This is a genomic window from Pseudomonas abietaniphila (assembly GCF_900100795.1).
Classification (GTDB): domain Bacteria; phylum Pseudomonadota; class Gammaproteobacteria; order Pseudomonadales; family Pseudomonadaceae; genus Aquipseudomonas; species Aquipseudomonas abietaniphila.
The window spans coordinates 500,142-520,349 of record NZ_FNCO01000002.1 but is presented as its reverse complement, the minus strand read 5'-3'; the positions used below and the strand labels follow the sequence as shown (position 1 = coordinate 520,349).

The following is a 20,208-nucleotide window of genomic DNA, read 5'->3' as shown; positions in this document are numbered from 1 at the left end:
CTCATTTGCATTGCCACTGACCAGCCATTTGCATCCGTGCTGACCAACCGTTTGCATTCGACTTGACCAGTACACGCCGTTGTGACGATCGGCAGAGAACGGCCGATTCTGTTGAAAAAGTCCGTCATGGTTTCCACGACAAAAAGTACGCGCTTGAGATTGAAATCTTTGCGTTGAACAGGAAATTCCGGGCTCAGATATCGCGTAGTGGCGAGTAAAAAAGACGTTTTCAGCGGTCAGTGTGCGGGCAGTCTGGAAGAAGCGACTTTTTCAACAGAATCGGCCAGAAGCGGCCGGTCAGCCTCGTCGGGGTGTTCTCTGAGCATTCGAGTCAACCGTCCACGTTCACAATCAGTCGGCCGCGGACCTTACCTTTAAGAAGATCGCTCGACGCAGCAATGCTTTCTTGCAGACCGATTTCCCGAGTGATGAGTGCCAGGTTGCTCAAGTCAAACTCTGCTGCAATTCGTTCCCAAGCCTCGACGCGCCTTGCGAATGGCTGAGTAACGCTATTGATGCCCAGCAAGCTGACGCCGCGCAGAATGAAGGGCGCAACGCTCGAGGGGAAGTCCATGCCTTGTGCCAGGCCGCAGGCAGCCACTAGCCCTTCGGCTTGGGTGGCTGCGCAGACATTTGCCAGTGTATGGCTACCGACCGAGTCGATGGCCGCGGCCCAGCGCTCCTTGGCCAATGGTCTGCCAGGTTCGGAGAGTTCGGCGCGATCGATAATAGTTTCTGCGCCTAGAGAGCGTAGGTAATCCGCTTCAGTCGGGCGACCAGTGGAGGCAATCACTGAATAGCCACGCTGTGCCAGCAGACTGATCGCAAAGCTGCCGACGCCGCCATTTGCCCCCGTTACCAAGACCTTGCCACGATCGGCAGCCAAGCCGTGACGTTCAAGCGCCATGATGCAGAGCATCGCCGTGTAGCCTGCGGTGCCAACCGCCATGGCTTGACGCTCATCAATGCCGCTGGGCAGGGGAATCAGCCAGTCGCCATTGATTCGAGCTTTCTGCGCGAGCCCACCCCAGTGGCTTTCACCCACCCCCCAACCGTTCAGCAGTACCCGGTCACCCGGCTTGTAGGCGGGGTGGGCGCTGCTCTCCACGGTACCCGCAAGGTCTATACCTGGAATCATCGGGAACTGTCGGACAACTGGGCTCTGGCCGGTGATGGCGAGAGCATCTTTGAAGTTCAGTGTGCTGTATGCCACGCGCACAGTAACGTCTGCGGCAGGCAATTGTGATTCGTCCAGTTCGGCCATGCGGGCCTGATAATTTGTGTCTTTTCTGTCGATGAGAATGGCTTTGAACATAGCGACTCCTTAATTTAGACCGGTCGTCTTTAAATTGGCGCAAGCAGTCACCGGGTGATGCCTGCAAGAAAACCATTGATGAACACATCCAGAGGGCTAACCCCTTGAACTAGGCGTGCACGCAGTACTGCGCCTTCCCAACCAATCCAGAAGTATTCGGCAAGGGCGTCACAATCGCAGTCGCTGGATAACTCTCCTGCTTGTACCGCTTCACCGAGGCAGATGGCCAAGCGGTTCTGCCAGTTGTGCAGTACCGCGTCTAATTGCTGGCGAAAGCTTTCCGGCAGTACCAACACCTCTTGGCCCAGATTGCCGACCAGACAACCGCGTCTGAACTGGTACTTGGTCATGCCGGCTTTGGCGTCTTCGACAAAGTTGGACACCCTCTGCAGTGGCGTGAAGCGCGAGTCTAGAAAACAGCGATCAAGCTTGCGCGCAAAGTACTGGGCATAGTGCCCAAGCACTGCGTGACCGAAGGCTTCTTTACTATCGAAATAGTGATAGAACGAGCCTTTGGGAACTTGGATAAGTTTGAGTACGGTGTCGATAGAGGTTGCGGCTAAACCCTGCTCCGTGAGGATTTCCATCCCGCAATGCAGGAGCGCATCCCGTGTGTCGGCATGTTCGCGGGCAACTTTCGGAGGGCGTCCTCTACGGACGACTGGCTTGATAGTGGTCATGCGAGTTAATTTAGACTGGTTGTCTCTAATGTCAATCATCAATTGATCAAGTGCTTCGATTGAAGCCTGGGTGATCCATGAAAAAGCGTCTTCCTCCGTTGAACTGGTTGCGGGCTTTCGAAGCCTCAGCGCGTCTATTGAACTTCACGCATGCTGCCCAAGAGCTCAATCTGACTCAAGCGGCTATCAGCCAACAATTGAAGGCCCTTGAGTCGCAATTGGGCGCGGCTCTGTTCAAGCGCCTACCGCGCGGGCTCGAACTGACTGAGGCCGGAATGTCCTACTTTCCAGTCGTGCGGGAGTCGGTCGAGCGCCTGGCAGCGGCGACCGATGAGATTTTCGGGCAGGGTCATCGCAGCGCTTTGATCGTGCGCAGCAGCCTGGTGTTTTTTACCCATTGGCTAGCGATGCGCCTACCTCAGTTTCGCCGCTTGTACCCTCAGATCAACCTGAGAATTGCTAGCAGCATCTGGGTCGAAGACTCTGAATCGGACGCTGATCTGGATATCCGCTACGGGCAAGGTCGTTGGCCGGGACTCAAGTCCGAGCGTCTGACCTGGGACACACTGGTGCCGGTTTGCTCCGCGGCGCTTGCAGCAGGGGAGCCGCCTCTCAACCAGCCACAGGACTTGATTCGGCATGAGTTGCTGCATGTGCTGGGGTATGAAGACGGTTGGGGATATTGGTTGAAGAAAAGCGGTGCCGAGGATGTCGACTCATCTCAAGGGTTGCAATTCGACACGCTGATTTCCGCGCTGGAAGTGGCCGAGTTGGGACAGGGTATCGCATTAGCTCGCTCATCGCTGGTGAGGCACTTGCTCGATAGCGGTCGTTTGGTTGCGCCCTTTGGCAGTGAGGTCACCACGAAGGAGGCGTTCTACTTGGTATACGCCGCGCACAGCATGGTCAACCCGGATGCGGCCGCTTTTGCCGAGTGGCTTTGTGCAGAGGCCACAGACTTCAGAAATGCGACCAAGTCTGGCAGTCAGGAGGATTACGAGCAATAAGAGGAAAATTACAGCCATAAGAAAAATGCCCCCTTAGGGGCATTTTTTATTGCTTTCCGTCGTGGAGCATTTCTCTGACAGTAGCACTCAGATCGCAAGCAGCCGGTACTGAAAGCCAGGCCGGATGAACGGTTTACTCAAGGCACTCACAATAACAATAAACCGCGTTAGGTCCGCGTGACCTACACGGCGCTACGTAGGGTTACCTCATGGGAAACGCTAAGAAACTGCCTCTGCAGGGCGTCAACGTCATCGATTTCGGGCAGTACATCGCCGGTCCTGCGGTGGCCATGATCCTCGCCGATCTTGGCGCTACGGTCATTCATATAGACCCACCTGCTGGCCCACTCTGGGACAGCCCGGCCAATGCCACGCTCAATCGCAACAAACTCTGCCTGCGTCTGGATCTGAAAAGCATTGATGGGTTGCGCCAGGTGCGTGAACTGATTGCACAGGCAGACATCGTTATCGAGAACTTTCGTCCGGGGGTAATGATTGACCTCGGTTTGAATTTCACCGAGATCCGCCGCACCCGTCCAGAACTGATCACGCTGTCCATTCCGGGCTTCGCCAACAACGACCAACTTCGCCGCGAATGGCGTGCCACCGAGTCGGTGATTGCCTCGGCGTCCGGGGTGTTTACCGACATGGGGCAGAACCGTGTGTTGATGGGTATCAACCCGAGCTTCTCGCCGCTGCCACTGGCTTCGGCCTACGGAACCATGCTCGCCGTTTCGTCCGTGGTACTTGCGTTACAGGCACGGGAAAAGAGCGGTGTTGGTGATGAAATCGAAGTGCCGCTGGCTGCTGCAGTCATGGAGGGGCTGTCCTATAACTCCATCAAGATCGACGGCTACCCACTGCGGTACAAGACTTTGCGCGAGAAGGAAAGTGAACGGCGCAAAGCGCAAAACTTGCCGATGAACCTCAGCTACGAGCAACTGCAAGACTATCTCGATCCGTTCTATCGCACCTATGAATGCGCAGATGGCCGCAAGTTCTATGCGGTTTGCCCTTCTCACCGCAAACATGCCAAGCGTTGTCTGCAGGCGATGGGCTTGTACGAGGAGATGCTCGCCGCCGGTCTGCCTAAGGTGAGCGATCCGTACTTGTCTATGGATCAACGGGAGGGCGATGCGTCGTTGGGCGTCTATCCGCTCCCTGCCGATTGGGCTGCGCGTATCTCGGTGCGAATGAAAGAGGTGTTTCTCACTAAAACGGCAACAGAGTGGGAGGTCATTTTTGGCGAGGGACGCTTTCCGGGGGCCGCACACCGCTCCACTCAGGAATGGCTCCATGACGAGCACGCCAATACGGCAGGCTTGGTCGTCGAGGTGAATGACCACGAGTATGGCGTAATGAAACAACCAGGTCCGCTGGCCTGGCTGGAGGGTTGTGCTGAGACCATGCTCAAGCCCCTGTCCCGCCGGGATGTCTCTTTCGACGAGGCGCTGGCAACGTTGCAAGAGCGTCCGGCGCCGATATTGCCAGCACCTCAACTCGACAGCCCCGGCGGATGGTTGGACGGTGTAAAAGTACTCGACCTCACCAACGTGATTGCCGGACCGCATTCAACCTCGTTCCTGGGCCGATTTGGCGCAGAGGTGATCAAACTCGACCCGGTGGTTCCGAACTACGATCCATGGAACACGGTCGTGTTTGGCCTCTCTTCGGCGCGTGGCAAAGAAAGCATCCTGGTTGACCTCGACCAAGCAGATGGGCGTGAGGTCTTCAATCGTCTCGTTCGTGAAGTCGATGTCATTGTCATGAATGCCCCCGACCGCCAACTGGCGCCACTGGGACTGGATGAGGCGAGCCTGCAGGCAGTTAATCCCGGCGTGATTTTCTGCCAGCTCGACTGTTTTGGCGGACCGCGTCGTGGCCCGCGTACGGACTACCTCGGCTATGACGATCTGATCCAGGCAACCACGGGCATCATGCTGCGATTCGGTGGTGGCATGGACACCCCAGAAGAACATGCGCATGTCGGCACAATCGATGTGATGTGCGGTTTCGCCGCCGCGCTGGGCGTGGCCACTGCGTTGTACCGCAAGCATCACACTGGCGAAGTTTATCGTGCACGTACGTCTTTGGCTGCGCTCGGAAACCTGGTGCAGATTCCGTTCTGCTATGACTTTGTAGGACGTGGTCCCTTTGATGAACCGAGCGGTCGCGAAGCATTCGGCTACAGCGATCTGTCTCGTTTCTATCGCACGGCGGACGGTTGGATCTACCTGGATGCCGACGAGTCCGATTTACCTAAGTTTGCTGCCATTGTCGAGTTGGCAGGTGTGATCGCCACGCCTGATCGCGCAGCCTTCCTCAGTCAGGCATTCAGTCGGATGGGCGGTATCAGGCTTCAGGATCGCTTGCAGGCTGCCAATATTGCAGCGGCGGTGCCCGACAATATCGACAACCTGCGCCAGCGACACAGCCGTCCGACAGATGGTCTCCTAGGAACCAGCGTTGGTAGTTATGCCTTCAGCGTGTACAGCGACCACCCAAGTGGGCACCGCATTACCCAACTTGATCCGTACGCAATCCGTCCGCGCGCGCATCTGATCCGAGCGCTGGCGCCAGCGGAGAAGTTTGGTGCTTCAACACGCAAGGTGTTGGCGCGCTATGGATATTCCGCCGAGCAGATTCATTCGCTGCTGGAAAGCGGCGCCATCGGCGAGAGCTGGAGCGAAACGTACCTGCCCAACTGACTGGCAAAACGCTTCACGGCGGTTCCAATCGAAGCTGAAATGAGCCGCCGACCACGACAACCCATCCTTCACACACGAGTTGCCCAGCCTGCTTGCGGGCACGCTCATGTCCTGAAAAGAGAATGCACCATGACTTACGCGAGTATTCTTCCGCGCATCCTTCAAACCGGAGCCGGTGCTAGCCAACAGATTCCGCAGATTCTGGCCAGCCTCTGCTGCTCTCGGCCTCTGATTATCACCGATCGCATGATGGTGGAGTTGGGCTATGCGCAGCGCATTTGCGATGCCCTAACCAGCCAAGGTCTTAATGCCGACGTGTTCTACGACACCGTACCCGAGCCCACGGTCGCCTCGATCCAGGCCGGTGTTGCCGTTGCCCGTGATGGGGGGTACGACAGCATCATTGCGCTGGGTGGTGGTAGCCCCATCGACAGTGCCAAGGCGATTGGCATTCTCGCCAGATTCGGCGGTGTCATGCGCGACTATAAATTCCCCAGAAACGTGACAGAAAGCGGCTTGCCCATTATTGCCATTCCTACCACTGCGGGGACCGGTTCGGAAGTGACGCGTTTCACCATCATCACCGATGAGCAGAGCGACGAAAAAATGCTCTGCGTCGGCGCAGGCTTTATGCCTGTGGCTGCATTGGTGGATTACGAATTGACCTTGAGCCTGCCGCCGCGGGTTACCGCCGACACTGGAATCGATGCGCTGACCCATGCGATCGAGGCTTATGTCAGCAAGAAGGCCAACCTGTTCAGCGATGCACAGGCGCTGGCGGCCATGCGTCTAATCGGGCCGAACCTTAGGCAGGTTTATCACCACGGCGATGATCGCGATGCCCGTGAAGCCGTCATGCTGGGCTCGACTCTGGCTGGCCTGGCGTTTTCGTCGGCGTCTGTCGCGCTGGTGCACGGCATGAGTCGACCCATCGGTGCGTTCTTCCATGTACCGCACGGGCTTTCCAATGCCATGTTGCTGCCTGCCGTTACCGCTTACTCCATTCCCTCGGCGCAGCGACGTTACGCCGATTGCGCCCGGGCGATGGGTGTTGCCACCTCCTCGGATAGCGATGACTTTGCGGTCGAGAAGTTGCTGGTTGAACTGGAAGCGATCAACCGCGAGTTGAATGTTCCTACGCCGGCGGCATTCGGCATAGACCGTGAGCAATTTTTCGCGCTGATGCCGACCATGGCCAGCCAGGCGCTGGCATCCGGCTCGCCAGGCAATAACCCCCGAGTCCCCAGCGAAGCCGAAATGGTCGAGCTGTACCGCAATCTCTGGTAATCCCGCACCTTTTTTCGAACCTGTCTTGACTGTACGAGGAGTGTTTTCATGACCACCGTAGGCCACCTGATCAACGGCGACACCATCACCGACGCCAAACGCACCCAGGACGTTTTCAACCCCGCAACCGGCGAAGTTTCTCACCAGGTTGCACTGGCGTCTGCGCAGACCGTAGAGCGTGCTATCGCGGCTGCAGAAGCGGCATTCCCCGCGTGGCGTGACACGCCGCCAATGAAGCGTGCGCGAGTGATGTTTCGCTTCAAGGAACTTCTGGAACAGAACGCCGAAACCATTTGCCGATTGGTTGGCGAAGAGCATGGGAAAATCTCGCACGATGCTGCCGGCGAGCTACAACGCGGCATCGAGAATGTCGAATACGCCTGCGGTATCGCTGAGTTGCTCAAGGGCGAGCACAGCAAGAATGTCGGGCCTAACATCGACTCCTGGAGCGAATTCCAACCGCTGGGAGTGGTCGCGGGGATTACACCGTTTAACTTCCCGGTCATGGTGCCGCTGTGGATGTTCCCTATGGCGATCGCTAGCGGGAACTGCTTCATCCTCAAACCGTCGGAACGTGATCCAAGTTCCACCCTGTACATTGCCCAATTGCTCCATGAAGCCGGCCTGCCCAAAGGCGTACTGAACGTTGTCAACGGTGATAAGGAAGCAGTAGACATCCTCCTTCGCGACCCCCGCGTTCAGGCGGTAAGTTTCGTTGGCTCGACACCAGTTGCCGAATACATCTACTCCACAGCTACTGCCCACGGTAAGCGCTGTCAGGCGCTGGGCGGGGCAAAAAACCACGCTATCGTGATGCCGGACGCCGACATCGACAATGCTGTCAATCAGCTTCTCGGTGCAGCCTTTGGCTCTTCTGGTGAACGCTGCATGGCCCTGTCGGTAGCTGTTGCGGTGGGCGATGCCGCTGCGGATGCATTGGTCGAGAAAATGCAGGTGGCCATGCAAAGCCTGAAAGTCGGTGCGCATACCGACAGCAAGAACGATTTCGGCCCGGTGATTACGCGCCAGCATCAGCAGAAGGTGATCGGCTATATCAACAGCGCAGAAGAGCAGGGCGCTACTGTCGTGGTCGATGGCCGCGAGTCCTGTGTTCCAGGCTATGAGGGCGGCTTCTTCGTCGGCGGCACCCTAATCGATCGTGTAACCCCGGAGATGGTCAGCTACAAGGAAGAAATCTTCGGCCCGGTACTGCAGGTGGTGCGCGTCGCCAGCATGAAAGACGCGATGGCGCTGATCGACAACCATGAGTACGGCAATGGCACCTGTATTTTCACCCGCGATGGTGAGGCTGCCCGGTACTTCTCCGACAACATCAAGGTTGGCATGGTCGGTATCAACGTACCGTTACCGGTACCGGTGGCCTATCACAGTTTCGGTGGCTGGAAGCGTTCACTGTTTGGGGACCTGCATGCCTACGGACCAGATGCCGTGCGCTTCTACACCCGTCGCAAAACCGTGACGCAGCGCTGGCCATCTTCGGGTGTGCGCGAGGGCGTCGAGTTCTCTATGCCAACCATGAAATGACAGGTCGCGGCGACCGGCCGGCGCTGCCTGGCTGCCGTCTGGTCGCTGAAACTCGCCTCATTCAGCGTTACCTGTGCGGCGTTAATTCGCTGCGGTAATCCAAATAACCGAGAGACGATAATGAACAAAAAACACAAGAAGTTCTCGCTCTGCTGCTCTTCCCAACACCTCCTGTCAAGCGGATGACCGATCGACCCTTTGGACTATTTCCGGAGTTGATCCGGCTTCCAGGCTTTCTATTTTCGTGGAAGGTATGCGCTTCTGAGGAGTCTTGAAAAATGAATAAGGTCCGTACTGGGGCTGCGCTCGATGGACGAGTGTTCTGGCCCTCACTGATTGTAATACTGGGCATCACCATCCCCCTACTTGCTTTCCCCAAGTCGGGCGAAGCGATCATCAACCAGATGTTCGCCTTCTCCACCGGGAGTTTCGGCTGGCTATACCTGACGTCGGGGTTGGCGGTTGTTACATTCCTGCTGTGGCTCGCCTTCGGACGTTACGGAAACATCCGTCTTGGCCGGGAGGGGGATGCTCCCGAGTTTTCCTACTTCAGTTGGGTGGCAATGATTTTCTGCGGCGGCATTGGTATTGCCATCGTCAACTGGGCCTGGGTCGAGCCGATCTACTATTTCAATAGCCCCCCCATGAATGTTGCGGCCCATAGCCGTGAGGCAGCCGAATGGGCGCTGACCTACGGACAGTTCCATTGGGGCCTGACGCCGTGGGCGTTTTACTGTCTACCAGCGTTGCCCATTGCCTACTCCATGTATGTGCGTCGGCAACCTGGGGTGCGCCTGTCGGTTGCCGCGCGTGGTGTCCTGGGGGACAAGGCAAATGGCTGGTTAGGGGTGTTATTGGATACCGTGGTAGTGTTCGGCATTGTCGGTGGCGTGGGGACCTCCCTTGGTCTGGCAGTGCCACTGGTGTCGACCCTTGCAAGTGATGTTTTTGGCGTTCAACCATCCTTCACATTTGACATGGTCATACTGGCCCTCTGGACCCTGATGTTCGGTATGAGTGTCTGGTTTGGCCTGAGCAAGGGCATCAAATTACTCAGCGATATCAACGTCTATCTGGCTCTGCTGTTGCTGGCGTTCGTCGCGGTCATTGGCCCGACGCTGATACTGCTCAACGGTTGGGCCAATAGCCTCGGATTGATGATCAACAACTTCGTCCACATGAGCCTCTGGACTGATCCCATTGCCAAAGGCTCGTTCCCACAAGACTGGACCATCTTCTACTGGGCCTGGTGGATAGCCTACGCACCGATGATGGGCTTGTTCGTGGCGCGGATTTCACGCGGCCGCACCATCAAGGAGTTGATCATTGCTGAGTTGGTCTGGGGCAGTTTGGGTTGTTGGGTATTCTTTGCCGTCTGGGGTGGCTACTCATTGAACCTGCAATTGTCGGGCGTGCTGGATATCAGTGCGATCCTGACCCAGCAAGGTATCCCCGCAGCCGTCCTTGCCATTCTAAAAACCATGCCGATGTCCAGCGTTGTCATCGCTGGGTTCGTGTTGCTGTGTTTCGTGTTTCTCGCGACTACGTTGGATTCGGCAGCTTACGTCCTGGCGTCTGTTACTTCTTACGAACTTAGCGGCTATGAAGAACCGCAACGTTGGTTGAGGATTGTATGGGCGCTGCTTCTGGCTGTGATTGGCATTGGCCTGATTAAGGTTGGGGGACTCAAGGCTGTGCAAACTTCTACCATCGTTGTGGCGCTTCCTTTGATTCCGGTGCTTGGAGTGCTTGCCTGGTCACTGATACGCATGATCAAAACGGATTTTGGTGATCAGTTGGAGCATGGAGAAGTGGTGTTTGCTGTTTCGCAGCATCCGGTTGCGAAGCTAGCAGAAGATGCGGCAAGGCCAGTCATGCTGGAGCCGATGCCTGTCCCATTGCGCGAGTGATTAAAACTGGCACGGTCAGAGGCTAGGTGTTGTGGATCGACTGGCCCTTTTGTTCGGGCTGGTCTCCGCTGCTTTTGCAGGAGTACTTATTGGAGCGGCTCTCACTCATCAAGATCCAGTCCTGGCTCAGAGTGGAAGGAGAGTGGGTGAATCGCCCCTAATTTCGTAGACACTCTAACCTGCCGCTATGGGTCGACTTCTACATTTCGTGACAGGCAGCTTTTGGCCGATTCTGTTGAAAAAATCGGTCATCCAAAGCTGCCTGATCATTGACCGGTGAAAACGCCTTTTTTACACGCTGCTACGTGAAATCTGCTTCTGGAAACCTCTGCTAAAAGTAAAGATTTCAATCTCGGACGCGTACTTTTCAACTGCGGAAACCATGGCCGACTTTTTCAACAGAATCGGCCGATGACTACCTTTCGCCAGCGGCAGCAATGGGCAGCTCTCTACCGATCATGTTTACTAAGCGTGCTGGTCAAAGCCGATGCAATCGGTGGTCTGATCGAATGCAATCGCCTGGTCACGTGCAATGCAAACGAGTGGTCAGTACCGATGCAATCAGGTGGTCAAGTGGAGTGCAATTTCGCAACTGATTAACGGGGTGATAGTGCTCAGACCGATTCGTGATGCGGATGACCAACCCTGAGACAGCTGTCGACCCAAAGGGGACGGTCGCGACTACCAGGGCTTGGCTGGCCGCGTGTTGACGGAGTTGGAAGTTGACGTAAAATCGTCACCCCAAAAAACGGCGCGCATAGCGAGAAGGAGCTTCGATGCAGCGCGTGATGATTATTGGTCAGCCTGGGTCGGGCAAAAGCACTTTGGCGCGTAACCTTGGCCTACGCACGGGCTTGCCAGTCGTTCATATAGACACTATCCACTGGCAGCCAGGGTGGATTGAACGAAGCCGGGACGAGAAAACACACCTTTGTTACGAGGTCGAGGCCCGTGATCGTTGGATATTCGAAGGTGGCCATTCAGTCACTTGGGAGAATCGAATGGCCCGTGCAGATCTGTTGATATGGATTGATCGTTCAGCGACGCTTCGATTCTGGCGCGTGCTGCTGAGGACGCTGATCCAGCGCGGTCGATCTCGGCCTGATCTACCGGAGAACTGCCCCGAACTGCTGGCGAACCTGCCAGAGTTTTTTAGATTCATGTGGCGGACGAATAAAACAGCTCGGGTGAAGATGCAGCAACTCGTGGCGACTGCACCATCAGCATGCCGCGTTGTTCGTCTGCGCTCTAACCGGGATACCAACATGTTTCTCACGAGCATTGGATATTCGGCGGGTCGAACTCCACGAGATTGATCGACGGCTGATAGCTTTGGTACGGAGGGTGCCGATTGTGAACGGCCGCTTCTGGCCGATATCTGCCGGTTGAAGAAACTTGGCTAGACCAACATGCCTTCACCCTTGGTTAACTTTGCGAAACGGTCCACGCCCTACGAAACCCGCTTCGTGGAATTGGCCCAGAGGCACCTACCGACCTGAAGCTGCTGGCCTGCAGCGGCAAAAATAAGACAGAAGTGTATGCATTTAGGGTAGATACTCGATCCGCCTCATTACCTTCGTGGTGGTCGCGAATGACCGCCATCGTGTCAAATGTATCCACCCCTAAACCTGCTCAAGAGAACAACGCTTGACCTTCAGGCGACTGTACAGTTGCCAGTCGGACGCGATGGTAGCGGTCATATCGGATCAAAAATTTAGCGCCGCCGTTACAAAGCTTGCAGACACCGTCAAACAGCATCAGGGTTTTACTAGGTGCGGGGTAAAATGAATCAGAGGGGGCACTACTGCGGCCTCTGCGCAGCGGCAATTGAGGGTCATCGTATGGCGGGATCGCTATGCAACGAATGATCATTATCGAATAGCCCTAACGCGAAGAGTGAGCGGCTGTACAGCTGCGAATTATCTATAGATTCTGCCAGCGTGTATTTGCCAGACTGGCATACTCATACGGATTTTGATTGGAGCTGTAAATGGCAAGACACAGACCGGCAAGCGAGGGGGGCTATCAGCGTGGTGAAGAGACCCGTGCTGCCATTCTTCTGGCCGCCGTCGCAGTGTTCGGAGAATGTGGGTACGAGAGAGCCTCCACCCGTGACATCGCCAAGGCTGCCGGGGTCAACCCGCCTTCCATTCAGTACTACTTCGATAGCAAGGAAGGCGTGTATCTCCAGTGCGTCGAGCATCTGATTACGCTGCTCTGGCAGAAGATGGGCGCGGCAGTTGACGCCGCCGAACGTGCGGTTGGCGACGGTACCTCGAGCGATCAGATGTTGATCGAGGGCGCTATCGGGATTCTGGGAGCTGTGCTCTCGACAACCAAAGACACTACACAGATGGGGGCGTGGCGCGTTTTTTTCGATCGTCAGCAGGCGGGTTCGTGTCCTCCAAGCGCCACCGTGATTTTTGAGCGGAAATTCAAAGCCCGCATCGATTCCGTCATGCGGCTTCTAATTGCTCGTCTGTCTGGATTCGAAGTTGGAGACGATCGCACGATCCTTCATTCCATGGCGTTGTTCACTCAAGGGTTAGCGTTTCGTGCTCACAAATCACGGCTTTTGTCAGCGCTGAACTGGAAAGAAGTCAATCACAAGGAAATGGAAATGATTAGAGGCATCGTGCTTGCTCAGGCGCGATTTACGCTGGAAGGGCTGGCCCGACAGAGTTGATCGCTGTCTCATTGAATGTCCCCTGTCAATCTATGCATCACGTCTTCGGAACGCCCTTTGAACGAGTGCTCCCGGCATGATTCAGGCTTCCCTTCGTGTACATACCTTTCCTATACCGGGCATATTCATGTCGTTTATTTCCTATTGAGAACGCTATTCCTGTTGTGGAATTGTGCTATTCCTGAATTCCATTGAGGCGCTCGCCACTCCGAGGCGGAGACGGGCCTCGCAGCGGAATCAAAGTTCGGGTAGGAAAAGATGAAAAATGGAGTGCTGGATTCGTTACGCGTGATCGAGTTTTGCGAGGGCATCGCCGGTTCGGCGGCGGGGCTGCAACTCAGCGAAGCGGGTGCCGAGGTGATCAAGGTCGAACTGGCCGCGCGACCGTTCAGGCGTAAGGGCGCTCTGTTTTCCGTGCTCGACCGTGGCAAGCGCACGGTATCGCTTTCGTCGTTCGAAGAGTTGTTGACGTTGTTGAGCGGCGCAGATGTGTTCATTCACGAACTCACCCCCGCGCAGGCGAGCGCAAACGGGGTTGATGATGACTCGTTGAGGCGGCTGTTTCCGTCGCTGGTTGTCTCGGCGATTGGCGGCTGGCCACAGCGTCATGCACTGGCCGAGGCGGTGCCGAGGGAGACATTGGTGCTGGCGCGTCTGGGCTTGCTTGATGAGCAGCCGGGGCATCGCACCGGCCCAGTGTTCGTGCGCATGCCCTATGCGAATTGGATCGCCTGCTGGTTATGCGTGGTCGGCGTCATGGCGCGGCTGATTGCGCGGGACCGGGATGGCCGTGGCGGTGCCGCTCATACCAGCCTTGCGCAGGCGGCTCTGGTTCCCATGAGCATGCACTGGTCCAGAGCCGAGAGCCCAACGCCGGTTTTTGCCAAGGGACTGGACAAGCACATTCCCATTCCGTTGCATCGCTGCAGTGATGGGCGCTGGCTGCATGTGCATTACTCGCCGGACAAGGCGCCGCTGATGGCGCAGGCGCTTGAGCGGTTGGGCCCCGATGAAGTGACGAGACTCAATGCAGCCTGCCCGGAGAGTCACGTAGCGCCCAACTTCGGCGCCAACCGGAACATTTTTGCCACGCGCCCGGCTCAAGAATGGGTGGAGCACCTATGGCAGTCGGATGTGGCGGCGCAGATCGCCGCACCCTTTGGCGCCATTTATTTCGACGAGCAGGCAAAGGCTAACGGCTACGTCGTGCAAGTCGACGATCCGCTGCTGGGCAAGACTCTGCAACCCGGACCTTGTTATTCGATTGAACCGGCTGCGAGGTTGCGCGGGCCGCTGCGGCTTCACAGCGAAGATATCGCCAGTATCGAAGTTCGTTCGCCGACGCCCGCCGTGGCCGACACACCCCCTTGTGATCTACCGCCGCTGCAAGGCTTGAAAGTGCTGGATCTGGGTGCCTATCTCGCCGGGCCGTTCGCCTGCATGCTGTTGGCCGATCTGGGCGCGGATGTGATCAAGGTCGAGCCCCCGAGCGGCGATGCCATGCGCCGCCTTGAGCGGACGTTCAGCGGCACCCAGCGCGGCAAGCGCGGCGTTGCATTGAAGCTCGGCGATCCAGCGACCCAGCCGGTGGTCGAGGCGCTGGTGCGCTGGGCCGATGTGGTTCATCACAACATGCGCCTGCCTGCCGCACACAAGCTCAAGATCGATTACGAGCATCTCAAGGCGCTGAATCCGACACTCCTCTACTGCCACGTCAGCGCCTACGGCCCCCAGGGACCTCGAGCGGACTGGCCGGGTTTCGACCAACTCATGCAAGCGTCCGCCGGATGGGAAACCGCTCAGGGTGGCGAGGGTAATCCGCCCCAGTGGCTGCGTTTCGGGGTCGGCGATTTCTTCGCAGGTCTTTCATCGCTGTACGCGCTTTTGCTGGGGCTGTATGCCCGCAACCGTACAGGAAGAGGGCAGATGGTCGCCTCTTCGCTGTTGGGCGCGACGCTGTTGACGATGGCCGAAGCCGTGGCGCTGGACGACGGTTCGATCCGCGCAGTGGAGGTGCTGGACAGCGCGCAGGCCGGGGTGAGCGTGACCCATCGCCTGTATTTGTGTGGCGATAACGCCTGGCTGGCAGTGGCGGCACTGGAAGACGACGAGGCTCAGCGTTTGCTGACGTTGTTGGGCGCCGACCCCGGTGTCTGGTTTCTGACCCGTACGCGCAACCAGGCGATCACTCAACTGAAGCGCCACGGCATTGCGGTCGAAGCCGTGCGTGAAGCGCAACTGGATGCCTTCCTCGATGACCCGTTGAACGCAGCCGCTGGCCTGCACGCCCATTATCCACATCCCATCTATGGGCACCTGCAGCAGGTCGGTGCGTTCTGGGACTTCGCCGACCTGCCACTGGCGCTCGATCGCGCGCCGCCAGCGCTGGGCCAGCACAGCCGCGAGGTACTGATGCAGATGGGATTTGACGACGTCCAGCAGCAGCGTCTGATCGACGCCGGGTTGTTGCGCGCATAAACACCGAGCGGGTCATTGGGAGGAAAAACATCATGGGGGAACTGGATTTCAGCGGCAGGACTGTGCTGGTCATCGGCGGCTCCAGCGGCATTGGCAATGGCATCGCTCGCAGCTTTCTTGAGCGGGGTGCCCAGGTCCATGTGTGGGGCACACGTGGCTGCGCAGCCGACTATGCCGATTCCCCGGATTCCGGTCTCGAAGGTTTGCATTACCACCAGGTCGACGTGGCTCAGGCTTCGCAGATCGATGCCGCACCCGTGCCGTTCGAACGGCTGGATGTGCTGGTTCAGGCGCAGGGCACTGTGCTGTACGACCGGCAGGAGTTCGAGCCCGAAGGCTTTCGCCGGGTACTCGACGTCAACCTCACCAGCCTGATGATCTGCGCGCAAAAATTTCATCCGCATCTTAAGGCAGCCAGGGGGGCAATGATCGTCATCAGTTCCGCGGCGGCTTTTCATTCCACGCGCGGCAATCCGGCCTACAACGCCTCCAAGACCGGAGCGTTCGGGCTGACCCGAACCCTGGGCGAGGCGTGGGCGCGCGATGGCATCCGGGTCAACGGCATAGCGCCGGGCCTGGTGGAGACCAAGCTGACGCGCATCACCACCGACAACCCCAAACGCCTTGAAGGCGCACTTCGGACCATTCCGCTGGGGCGTCTTGGAACTCCGCAGGACATGGCCAATGTCGCGCTCTTTCTCGCATCGCCCTTGGCCGGTTACATGCTCGGCCAGACGTTGCTGGTCGACGGCGGAATGCTCCTGGCTTGACTCACGGCTGCGAACAGACAAGGAGGGCCCATGGCCTGGGATTTTGAAACCGACGCCGATTTTCAGGCAGAACTGGACTGGATCGACCACTTCGTTCGCGAGGAAGTCGAGCCCCTGGAACATGTATTGGGCAGCCCCTGGAATATCCACGATCCGCTGTTCAAGCGGCTGGTTCCTCCTCTACAGGCGCAGGTACGCGAACGTCGCCTGTGGGCCTGTCATCTGGGGCCTGAACTGGGAGGGGCTGGCTACGGGCAGGTTCGCCTGGCATTGATCAACGAGATTCTTGGACGCGCATTGTTCGCGCCCATTGTGTTCGGCTGTCAGGCACCGGATTCCGGCAATGGCGAGATTCTCGCGCATTTCGGCAGTGCCGAGCAGAAACGCCGCTATCTGCAACCGCTGCTGAATGGATCGATCGTCTCCTGTTTCGCCATGACCGAACCGCAGGGGGGCGCGGACCCGAATGTCTTCACTACGCGAGCCATCCGTGAGGGAGATCAGTGGGTGCTCAACGGTGAAAAGTGGTTCGCATCCAATGCGCGTTACGCCGCTTTCCTGATCGTCATGGCCGTCACCGATCCCGAACTCGGTGCCCACGGTGGAATGTCGATGTTCATCGTGCCAGCCGATACGCCGGGACTGATCATCGAGCGCAACGTGGGTATCGCCGACGACCCACAGGCGACCCATGCCTACCTGAAACTCAACGATGTGCGGCTTTCTGCCGACAGCATGCTGGGTGAGCCAGGCCAGGCCTTTGTGGTGGCGCAGGTCAGGCTGGGTGGCGGGCGCGTGCACCATGCAATGCGCGTCATCGGCCAGGCCCAAAAAGCGCTCGATGCCATGTGTCAGCGGGCCTTGTCGCGCAGCACGCAGGGCAGCCGGCTGGCAGACAAACAACTGGTTCAGGAGAAAATCGCCGATTCCTGGATCGAGCTTGAGCAATTTCGTCTGTTGGTCATGCGTACCGCTTGGCGTATCGACAAGTATCAGGATTACCTCAAGGTCCGCAAAGACATTGCCGCCGTCAAAGCCGCGATGCCCAAGGTCCTGCACGACATCGCCGCACGGGCGTTGCAGGTCCATGGATGCCTTGGGGTGAGCGACGAGATGCCATTCGCCGGGTTGATCATTCGCTCCTTTCAAATGGGCCTGGCGGATGGCCCGACCGAGGTGCACAAAATTACCCTGGCAAAACAGCTGCTACGCGACTACAGCCCCGAAACCGAGATGTTTCCCACCTGTCACCGGCCTACTGCGGCCCGTGCCGCGCGCGCGAAATTTCACGAGGTGTTGCAGCCCCTGGCACGTGCCGAAGGTGATGCATGACCGGCACTGGCTGGGAGCCGCTGATCGATATCAACCGACTGGCTGCATGGATGGATCGGCAAGGGTTGGGTAGCGGGGCTATTGAACACCCTCGACGCCTGGCCGGAGGCACCCAGAACCTGCTGTTGCGCTTTTCGCGAGAGGGACGGGAATACGTGCTGCGCCGCCCGCCAATGCATCCCCGTCAGGACGGCAGCAAGACGATCGCACGCGAAGCGCGGGTGCTCGCCGCTCTGGCCGGCACGTCGGTGCCCCATGCGGGATTGATCGCTGCCTGTGACGACGTTTCGGTTCTGGGGGCCGGCTTTTATCTCATGGAGCCTGTCGCGGGCTTCAATGCGTCTGCTGGAATGCCCGCGCTGCATGCCAGCGACCCCGGCATTCGTCGACAAATGGGTTTTGCCATGGTTGACGCGTTGCTCAGGCTTGGCGAGGTCGACTACCGGCAGGTGGGGCTCGATGGTTTCGGCAAACCCGAGGGCTTTCTGCAGCGTCAGGTTGAGCGCTGGTTGTCGCAACTGCAAGGCTACCAGGATTACCAGGGCTGGCCCGGAGCCGAAGGTCTGCCGGGGCTGAACATCATCGCGCAATGGCTGGAGCAGCACTGTCCGGCGCAGTTTGCTCCGGGAATCCTGCATGGCGACTATCACCTCAACAACGTGATGTTCAGCGATACCACCGCGCAGGTCGCTGCAATTGTCGATTGGGAACTGACCACCATTGGCGATCCATTGCTGGACCTCGGCTGGCTGCTGGTCACCTGGCCTGGCGCAGACGGGCGGGGCGCGGGAACCATTCATGTACAGCCATGGGAAGGTTTTGCGACTGCGCAAGAGCTGGTCGAGCGCTATCGCAACGGCACTGCACGCAACCTGGACAACCTGGACTGGTACATCGTGCTCGCCGGTTTCAAGCTCGGTATTCTGCTCGAAGGCAGCTATGCGCGGGCCTGTGCGGGGAAATCCACGATGGACACCGCATTGACCCATCACGCCAGCGCCGTGCGCCTTTTCGAACAGGCCCGGATGCGCATCGCGAAGAAATCATGAAGGCTTTGAACCGGAGGCAGGTAAATGGCAACTGACAGGCAGCTCGTCGGCAAGAAAATCATCGTCACCGGCGGTGCACGGGGTATCGGCGCAGCGGTAGTCAGCGCCTATGTGGAGCAGGGGGCTCATGTCATTAGCCTGGACATAGGTAACCGCGTCGACGTCGAGGACGAGCAGGGGCCGGGATGGGCCTTTCACCGCCATTGCGATATTGCCCAAAGCCGATCGGTGGACGAGGCGTTTGCCTGGGCTGCCGAGCGACTGGGCGGTCTGGACGTGCTCGTGCATGCAGCCGGCATTGCACCGAACGCCATGGCGCAGGACATCGAACTGGATCAGTGGGAGCAGGTGTTCGCGGTGAATGCCAGGGGTACGTTCCTGACCAATCGGGCAGCGCACGCGCTGATGAAAGAATCGGGCGGCCGCATCATCAATTTCGCCTCTGCCGCCGGTGTCATCGGTCAGCCGGGCAAGGCGCACTACGCCGCGAGCAAAGGTGCCGTGCTGGCCTGGACTCGGACCGTTGCCCGTGAGTGGGGGCCGCTGGGCATTACCGTAAATGCCATTGCCCCGGCCATGTGGACACCCATGTACGACGCTACGAGAGCGAGCATGAACCCGGAGCAGCTTCAGCATCACGACGCCTTCATGGCAACGCACATTCCTCTGGGTGGGCGGCTCGGTGATGCGCGTAAGGACCTTGCGCCCATGCTGGTGTTTCTCGCGGGCGACGGATCACGTTTCATCACCGGGCAAACCCTGCCCGTGGACGGCGGTATGCTAATGCTGAGCTGAGTCTGCGAAGGGTTCGACCGATGTGGGCAGCAGCACACCGTGGATCATCTTCGTGTGCAATCCCACGGTGGCGGTCAGGGAAGGGGTGTGGCCGGGGCTGTGCCAGCTGCTGATCTCGTTGAGCATCGCCAGCATGCACGGGACCATTGTCTTGATGGGCACTTTCATGAAGCGCTCCTGGTCCATGCCTGCCTGCAGGATAGCGCCGAGGCGCTCGGCGGTTTCATCGCGCAAGGCTTGAACACTTTTCTGCTGGCAGGCCGTCAGGCAGCGGTACTCCAGACGAGCGAGCAACCAGCGTTGGCGATGTTCGACGGTGAACGCGACGTGGCTCTTGATGAACGCGTTCAGCGCCTTGAGCGGGTCACACAGGATCATCAGCTTTCCTGGCAGGACCTGCAGCATGTTGGTCTCATACTCCTCGATCAACTCGAAAAGCAGCGCAGCCTTGCTCTCGATGTGGTTATAAAGCGAGCCCGCCTGCATGCCGACAGCGGTCGCCAGCTGACGAAGGCTGACAGACTGAAACCCGTACTCGACGAACAACTGCAGGGCTGTGGTGCGGATCTGTTCGTGGGGCGAAAGTGGCGCATCGGTTGGCATCACGTCTTGCGTTGCGAGAGCCTGCATGAATTGCACCTCGAAA

General features: G+C 58.2%; 15 protein-coding genes and 1 pseudogene. 12 read left to right on the top strand and 4 right to left on the bottom strand.

Annotated features, from left to right (window positions below; translation table 11 throughout):
- Window positions 1-331 precede the first annotated feature (331 nt).
- Together acuI and acuR are read right to left on the bottom strand one after the other, a co-directional pair.
- On the bottom strand, window positions 332-1,315 hold the full coding sequence (gene acuI, locus BLS87_RS05820; RefSeq protein ID WP_074750964.1) for an acrylyl-CoA reductase (NADPH): 984 nt from the start codon (window positions 1,313-1,315) through the stop codon (window positions 332-334).
- Between the two features lie 47 nt (window positions 1,316-1,362).
- Complete coding sequence (gene acuR / locus BLS87_RS05815) at window positions 1,363-1,995, bottom strand: acrylate utilization transcriptional regulator AcuR (RefSeq protein WP_083370626.1); 633 nt, start codon at window positions 1,993-1,995, stop codon at window positions 1,363-1,365.
- A gap of 77 nt (window positions 1,996-2,072) precedes the next feature.
- Here acuR and gcvA point away from each other — a divergent pair, with 77 nt between their 5' ends.
- From gcvA to BLS87_RS05780, 6 genes are all read left to right on the top strand, one after another.
- Complete coding sequence (gene gcvA / locus BLS87_RS05810; protein ID WP_074750962.1) at window positions 2,073-3,002, top strand: transcriptional regulator GcvA; 930 nt, start codon at window positions 2,073-2,075, stop codon at window positions 3,000-3,002.
- Between the two features lie 209 nt (window positions 3,003-3,211).
- Window positions 3,212-5,710: a CoA transferase gene (locus BLS87_RS05805; RefSeq protein ID WP_074750960.1), complete on the top strand. Its 2,499-nt coding sequence runs from the start codon at window positions 3,212-3,214 to the stop codon at window positions 5,708-5,710.
- Between the two features lie 129 nt (window positions 5,711-5,839).
- Complete coding sequence (locus BLS87_RS05800) at window positions 5,840-6,997, top strand: iron-containing alcohol dehydrogenase (protein WP_074750958.1); 1,158 nt, start codon at window positions 5,840-5,842, stop codon at window positions 6,995-6,997.
- Window positions 6,998-7,045: 48 nt separating this feature from the next.
- Window positions 7,046-8,542, top strand: a complete 1,497-nt coding sequence (locus BLS87_RS05795; RefSeq protein ID WP_074750956.1) for a CoA-acylating methylmalonate-semialdehyde dehydrogenase — start codon at window positions 7,046-7,048, stop codon at window positions 8,540-8,542.
- Between the two features lie 278 nt (window positions 8,543-8,820).
- A complete protein-coding gene (locus BLS87_RS05790; RefSeq protein WP_074750954.1) occupies window positions 8,821-10,452 on the top strand; it encodes a BCCT family transporter in 1,632 nt (543 codons plus the stop codon).
- 776 nt (window positions 10,453-11,228) lie between these two features.
- Window positions 11,229-11,768, top strand: coding sequence for a P-loop NTPase family protein (locus BLS87_RS05780; protein WP_074750953.1), 540 nt, complete (start codon window positions 11,229-11,231; stop codon window positions 11,766-11,768).
- Between the two features lie 319 nt (window positions 11,769-12,087).
- On the opposite strand, the pseudogene BLS87_RS34570 reads toward BLS87_RS05780, so the two are convergent.
- Window positions 12,088-12,210, bottom strand: a pseudogene (locus tag BLS87_RS34570) (DCC1-like thiol-disulfide oxidoreductase family protein); the annotation flags it as partial.
- A gap of 232 nt (window positions 12,211-12,442) precedes the next feature.
- Here BLS87_RS34570 and BLS87_RS05770 point away from each other — a divergent pair.
- From BLS87_RS05770 to BLS87_RS05745, 6 genes are all read left to right on the top strand, one after another.
- Window positions 12,443-13,138: a CerR family C-terminal domain-containing protein gene (locus tag BLS87_RS05770; protein WP_074750951.1), complete on the top strand. Its 696-nt coding sequence runs from the start codon at window positions 12,443-12,445 to the stop codon at window positions 13,136-13,138.
- A gap of 258 nt (window positions 13,139-13,396) precedes the next feature.
- Window positions 13,397-15,616 (top strand): CoA transferase, encoded by a 2,220-nt coding sequence (locus BLS87_RS05765; protein WP_074750949.1) that lies wholly within the window; start codon window positions 13,397-13,399, stop codon window positions 15,614-15,616.
- A 32-nt stretch (window positions 15,617-15,648) separates the two neighbouring features.
- Complete coding sequence (locus BLS87_RS05760) at window positions 15,649-16,386, top strand: SDR family NAD(P)-dependent oxidoreductase (protein ID WP_074750947.1); 738 nt, start codon at window positions 15,649-15,651, stop codon at window positions 16,384-16,386.
- Window positions 16,387-16,416: 30 nt separating this feature from the next.
- Window positions 16,417-17,718 (top strand): acyl-CoA dehydrogenase family protein, encoded by a 1,302-nt coding sequence (locus BLS87_RS05755; protein WP_074750945.1) that lies wholly within the window; start codon window positions 16,417-16,419, stop codon window positions 17,716-17,718.
- Window positions 17,715-18,767: a phosphotransferase family protein gene (locus BLS87_RS05750; RefSeq protein ID WP_074750943.1), complete on the top strand. Its 1,053-nt coding sequence runs from the start codon at window positions 17,715-17,717 to the stop codon at window positions 18,765-18,767. The genes BLS87_RS05755 and BLS87_RS05750 overlap by 4 nt, the downstream gene beginning before the upstream one ends.
- 24 nt (window positions 18,768-18,791) lie before the next feature.
- Window positions 18,792-19,562 carry an SDR family NAD(P)-dependent oxidoreductase gene (locus tag BLS87_RS05745; RefSeq protein WP_074750941.1) on the top strand — a complete coding sequence of 257 codons (771 nt, stop codon included), beginning with the start codon at window positions 18,792-18,794 and terminating at the stop codon, window positions 19,560-19,562.
- Here the strand turns inward: BLS87_RS05745 and BLS87_RS05740 are convergent.
- Entirely contained in the window at window positions 19,548-20,192 is a 645-nt protein-coding gene (locus BLS87_RS05740; protein WP_074750939.1) for a TetR/AcrR family transcriptional regulator, read from the bottom strand. The genes BLS87_RS05745 and BLS87_RS05740 overlap by 15 nt on opposite strands.
- Between the last annotated feature and the right edge of the window lie 16 nt (window positions 20,193-20,208).

What these genes read in the sequence shown, in the direction of transcription:
- acuI (WP_074750964.1), bottom strand. Translation starts at nt 1,315, where the DNA reads ATGTTCAAAGCCATTCTCATCGACAGAAAAGACACAAATTATCAGGCC.
- acuR (WP_083370626.1), bottom strand. Translation starts at nt 1,995, where the DNA reads ATGACCACTATCAAGCCAGTCGTCCGTAGAGGACGCCCTCCGAAAGTT.
- gcvA (WP_074750962.1), top strand. Translation starts at nt 2,073, where the DNA reads ATGAAAAAGCGTCTTCCTCCGTTGAACTGGTTGCGGGCTTTCGAAGCC.
- BLS87_RS05805 (WP_074750960.1), top strand. Translation starts at nt 3,212, where the DNA reads ATGGGAAACGCTAAGAAACTGCCTCTGCAGGGCGTCAACGTCATCGAT.
- BLS87_RS05800 (WP_074750958.1), top strand. Translation starts at nt 5,840, where the DNA reads ATGACTTACGCGAGTATTCTTCCGCGCATCCTTCAAACCGGAGCCGGT.
- BLS87_RS05795 (WP_074750956.1), top strand. Translation starts at nt 7,046, where the DNA reads ATGACCACCGTAGGCCACCTGATCAACGGCGACACCATCACCGACGCC.
- BLS87_RS05790 (WP_074750954.1), top strand. Translation starts at nt 8,821, where the DNA reads ATGAATAAGGTCCGTACTGGGGCTGCGCTCGATGGACGAGTGTTCTGG.
- BLS87_RS05780 (WP_074750953.1), top strand. Translation starts at nt 11,229, where the DNA reads ATGCAGCGCGTGATGATTATTGGTCAGCCTGGGTCGGGCAAAAGCACT.
- BLS87_RS05770 (WP_074750951.1), top strand. Translation starts at nt 12,443, where the DNA reads ATGGCAAGACACAGACCGGCAAGCGAGGGGGGCTATCAGCGTGGTGAA.
- BLS87_RS05765 (WP_074750949.1), top strand. Translation starts at nt 13,397, where the DNA reads ATGAAAAATGGAGTGCTGGATTCGTTACGCGTGATCGAGTTTTGCGAG.
- BLS87_RS05760 (WP_074750947.1), top strand. Translation starts at nt 15,649, where the DNA reads ATGGGGGAACTGGATTTCAGCGGCAGGACTGTGCTGGTCATCGGCGGC.
- BLS87_RS05755 (WP_074750945.1), top strand. Translation starts at nt 16,417, where the DNA reads ATGGCCTGGGATTTTGAAACCGACGCCGATTTTCAGGCAGAACTGGAC.
- BLS87_RS05750 (WP_074750943.1), top strand. Translation starts at nt 17,715, where the DNA reads ATGACCGGCACTGGCTGGGAGCCGCTGATCGATATCAACCGACTGGCT.
- BLS87_RS05745 (WP_074750941.1), top strand. Translation starts at nt 18,792, where the DNA reads ATGGCAACTGACAGGCAGCTCGTCGGCAAGAAAATCATCGTCACCGGC.
- BLS87_RS05740 (WP_074750939.1), bottom strand. Translation starts at nt 20,192, where the DNA reads ATGCAGGCTCTCGCAACGCAAGACGTGATGCCAACCGATGCGCCACTT.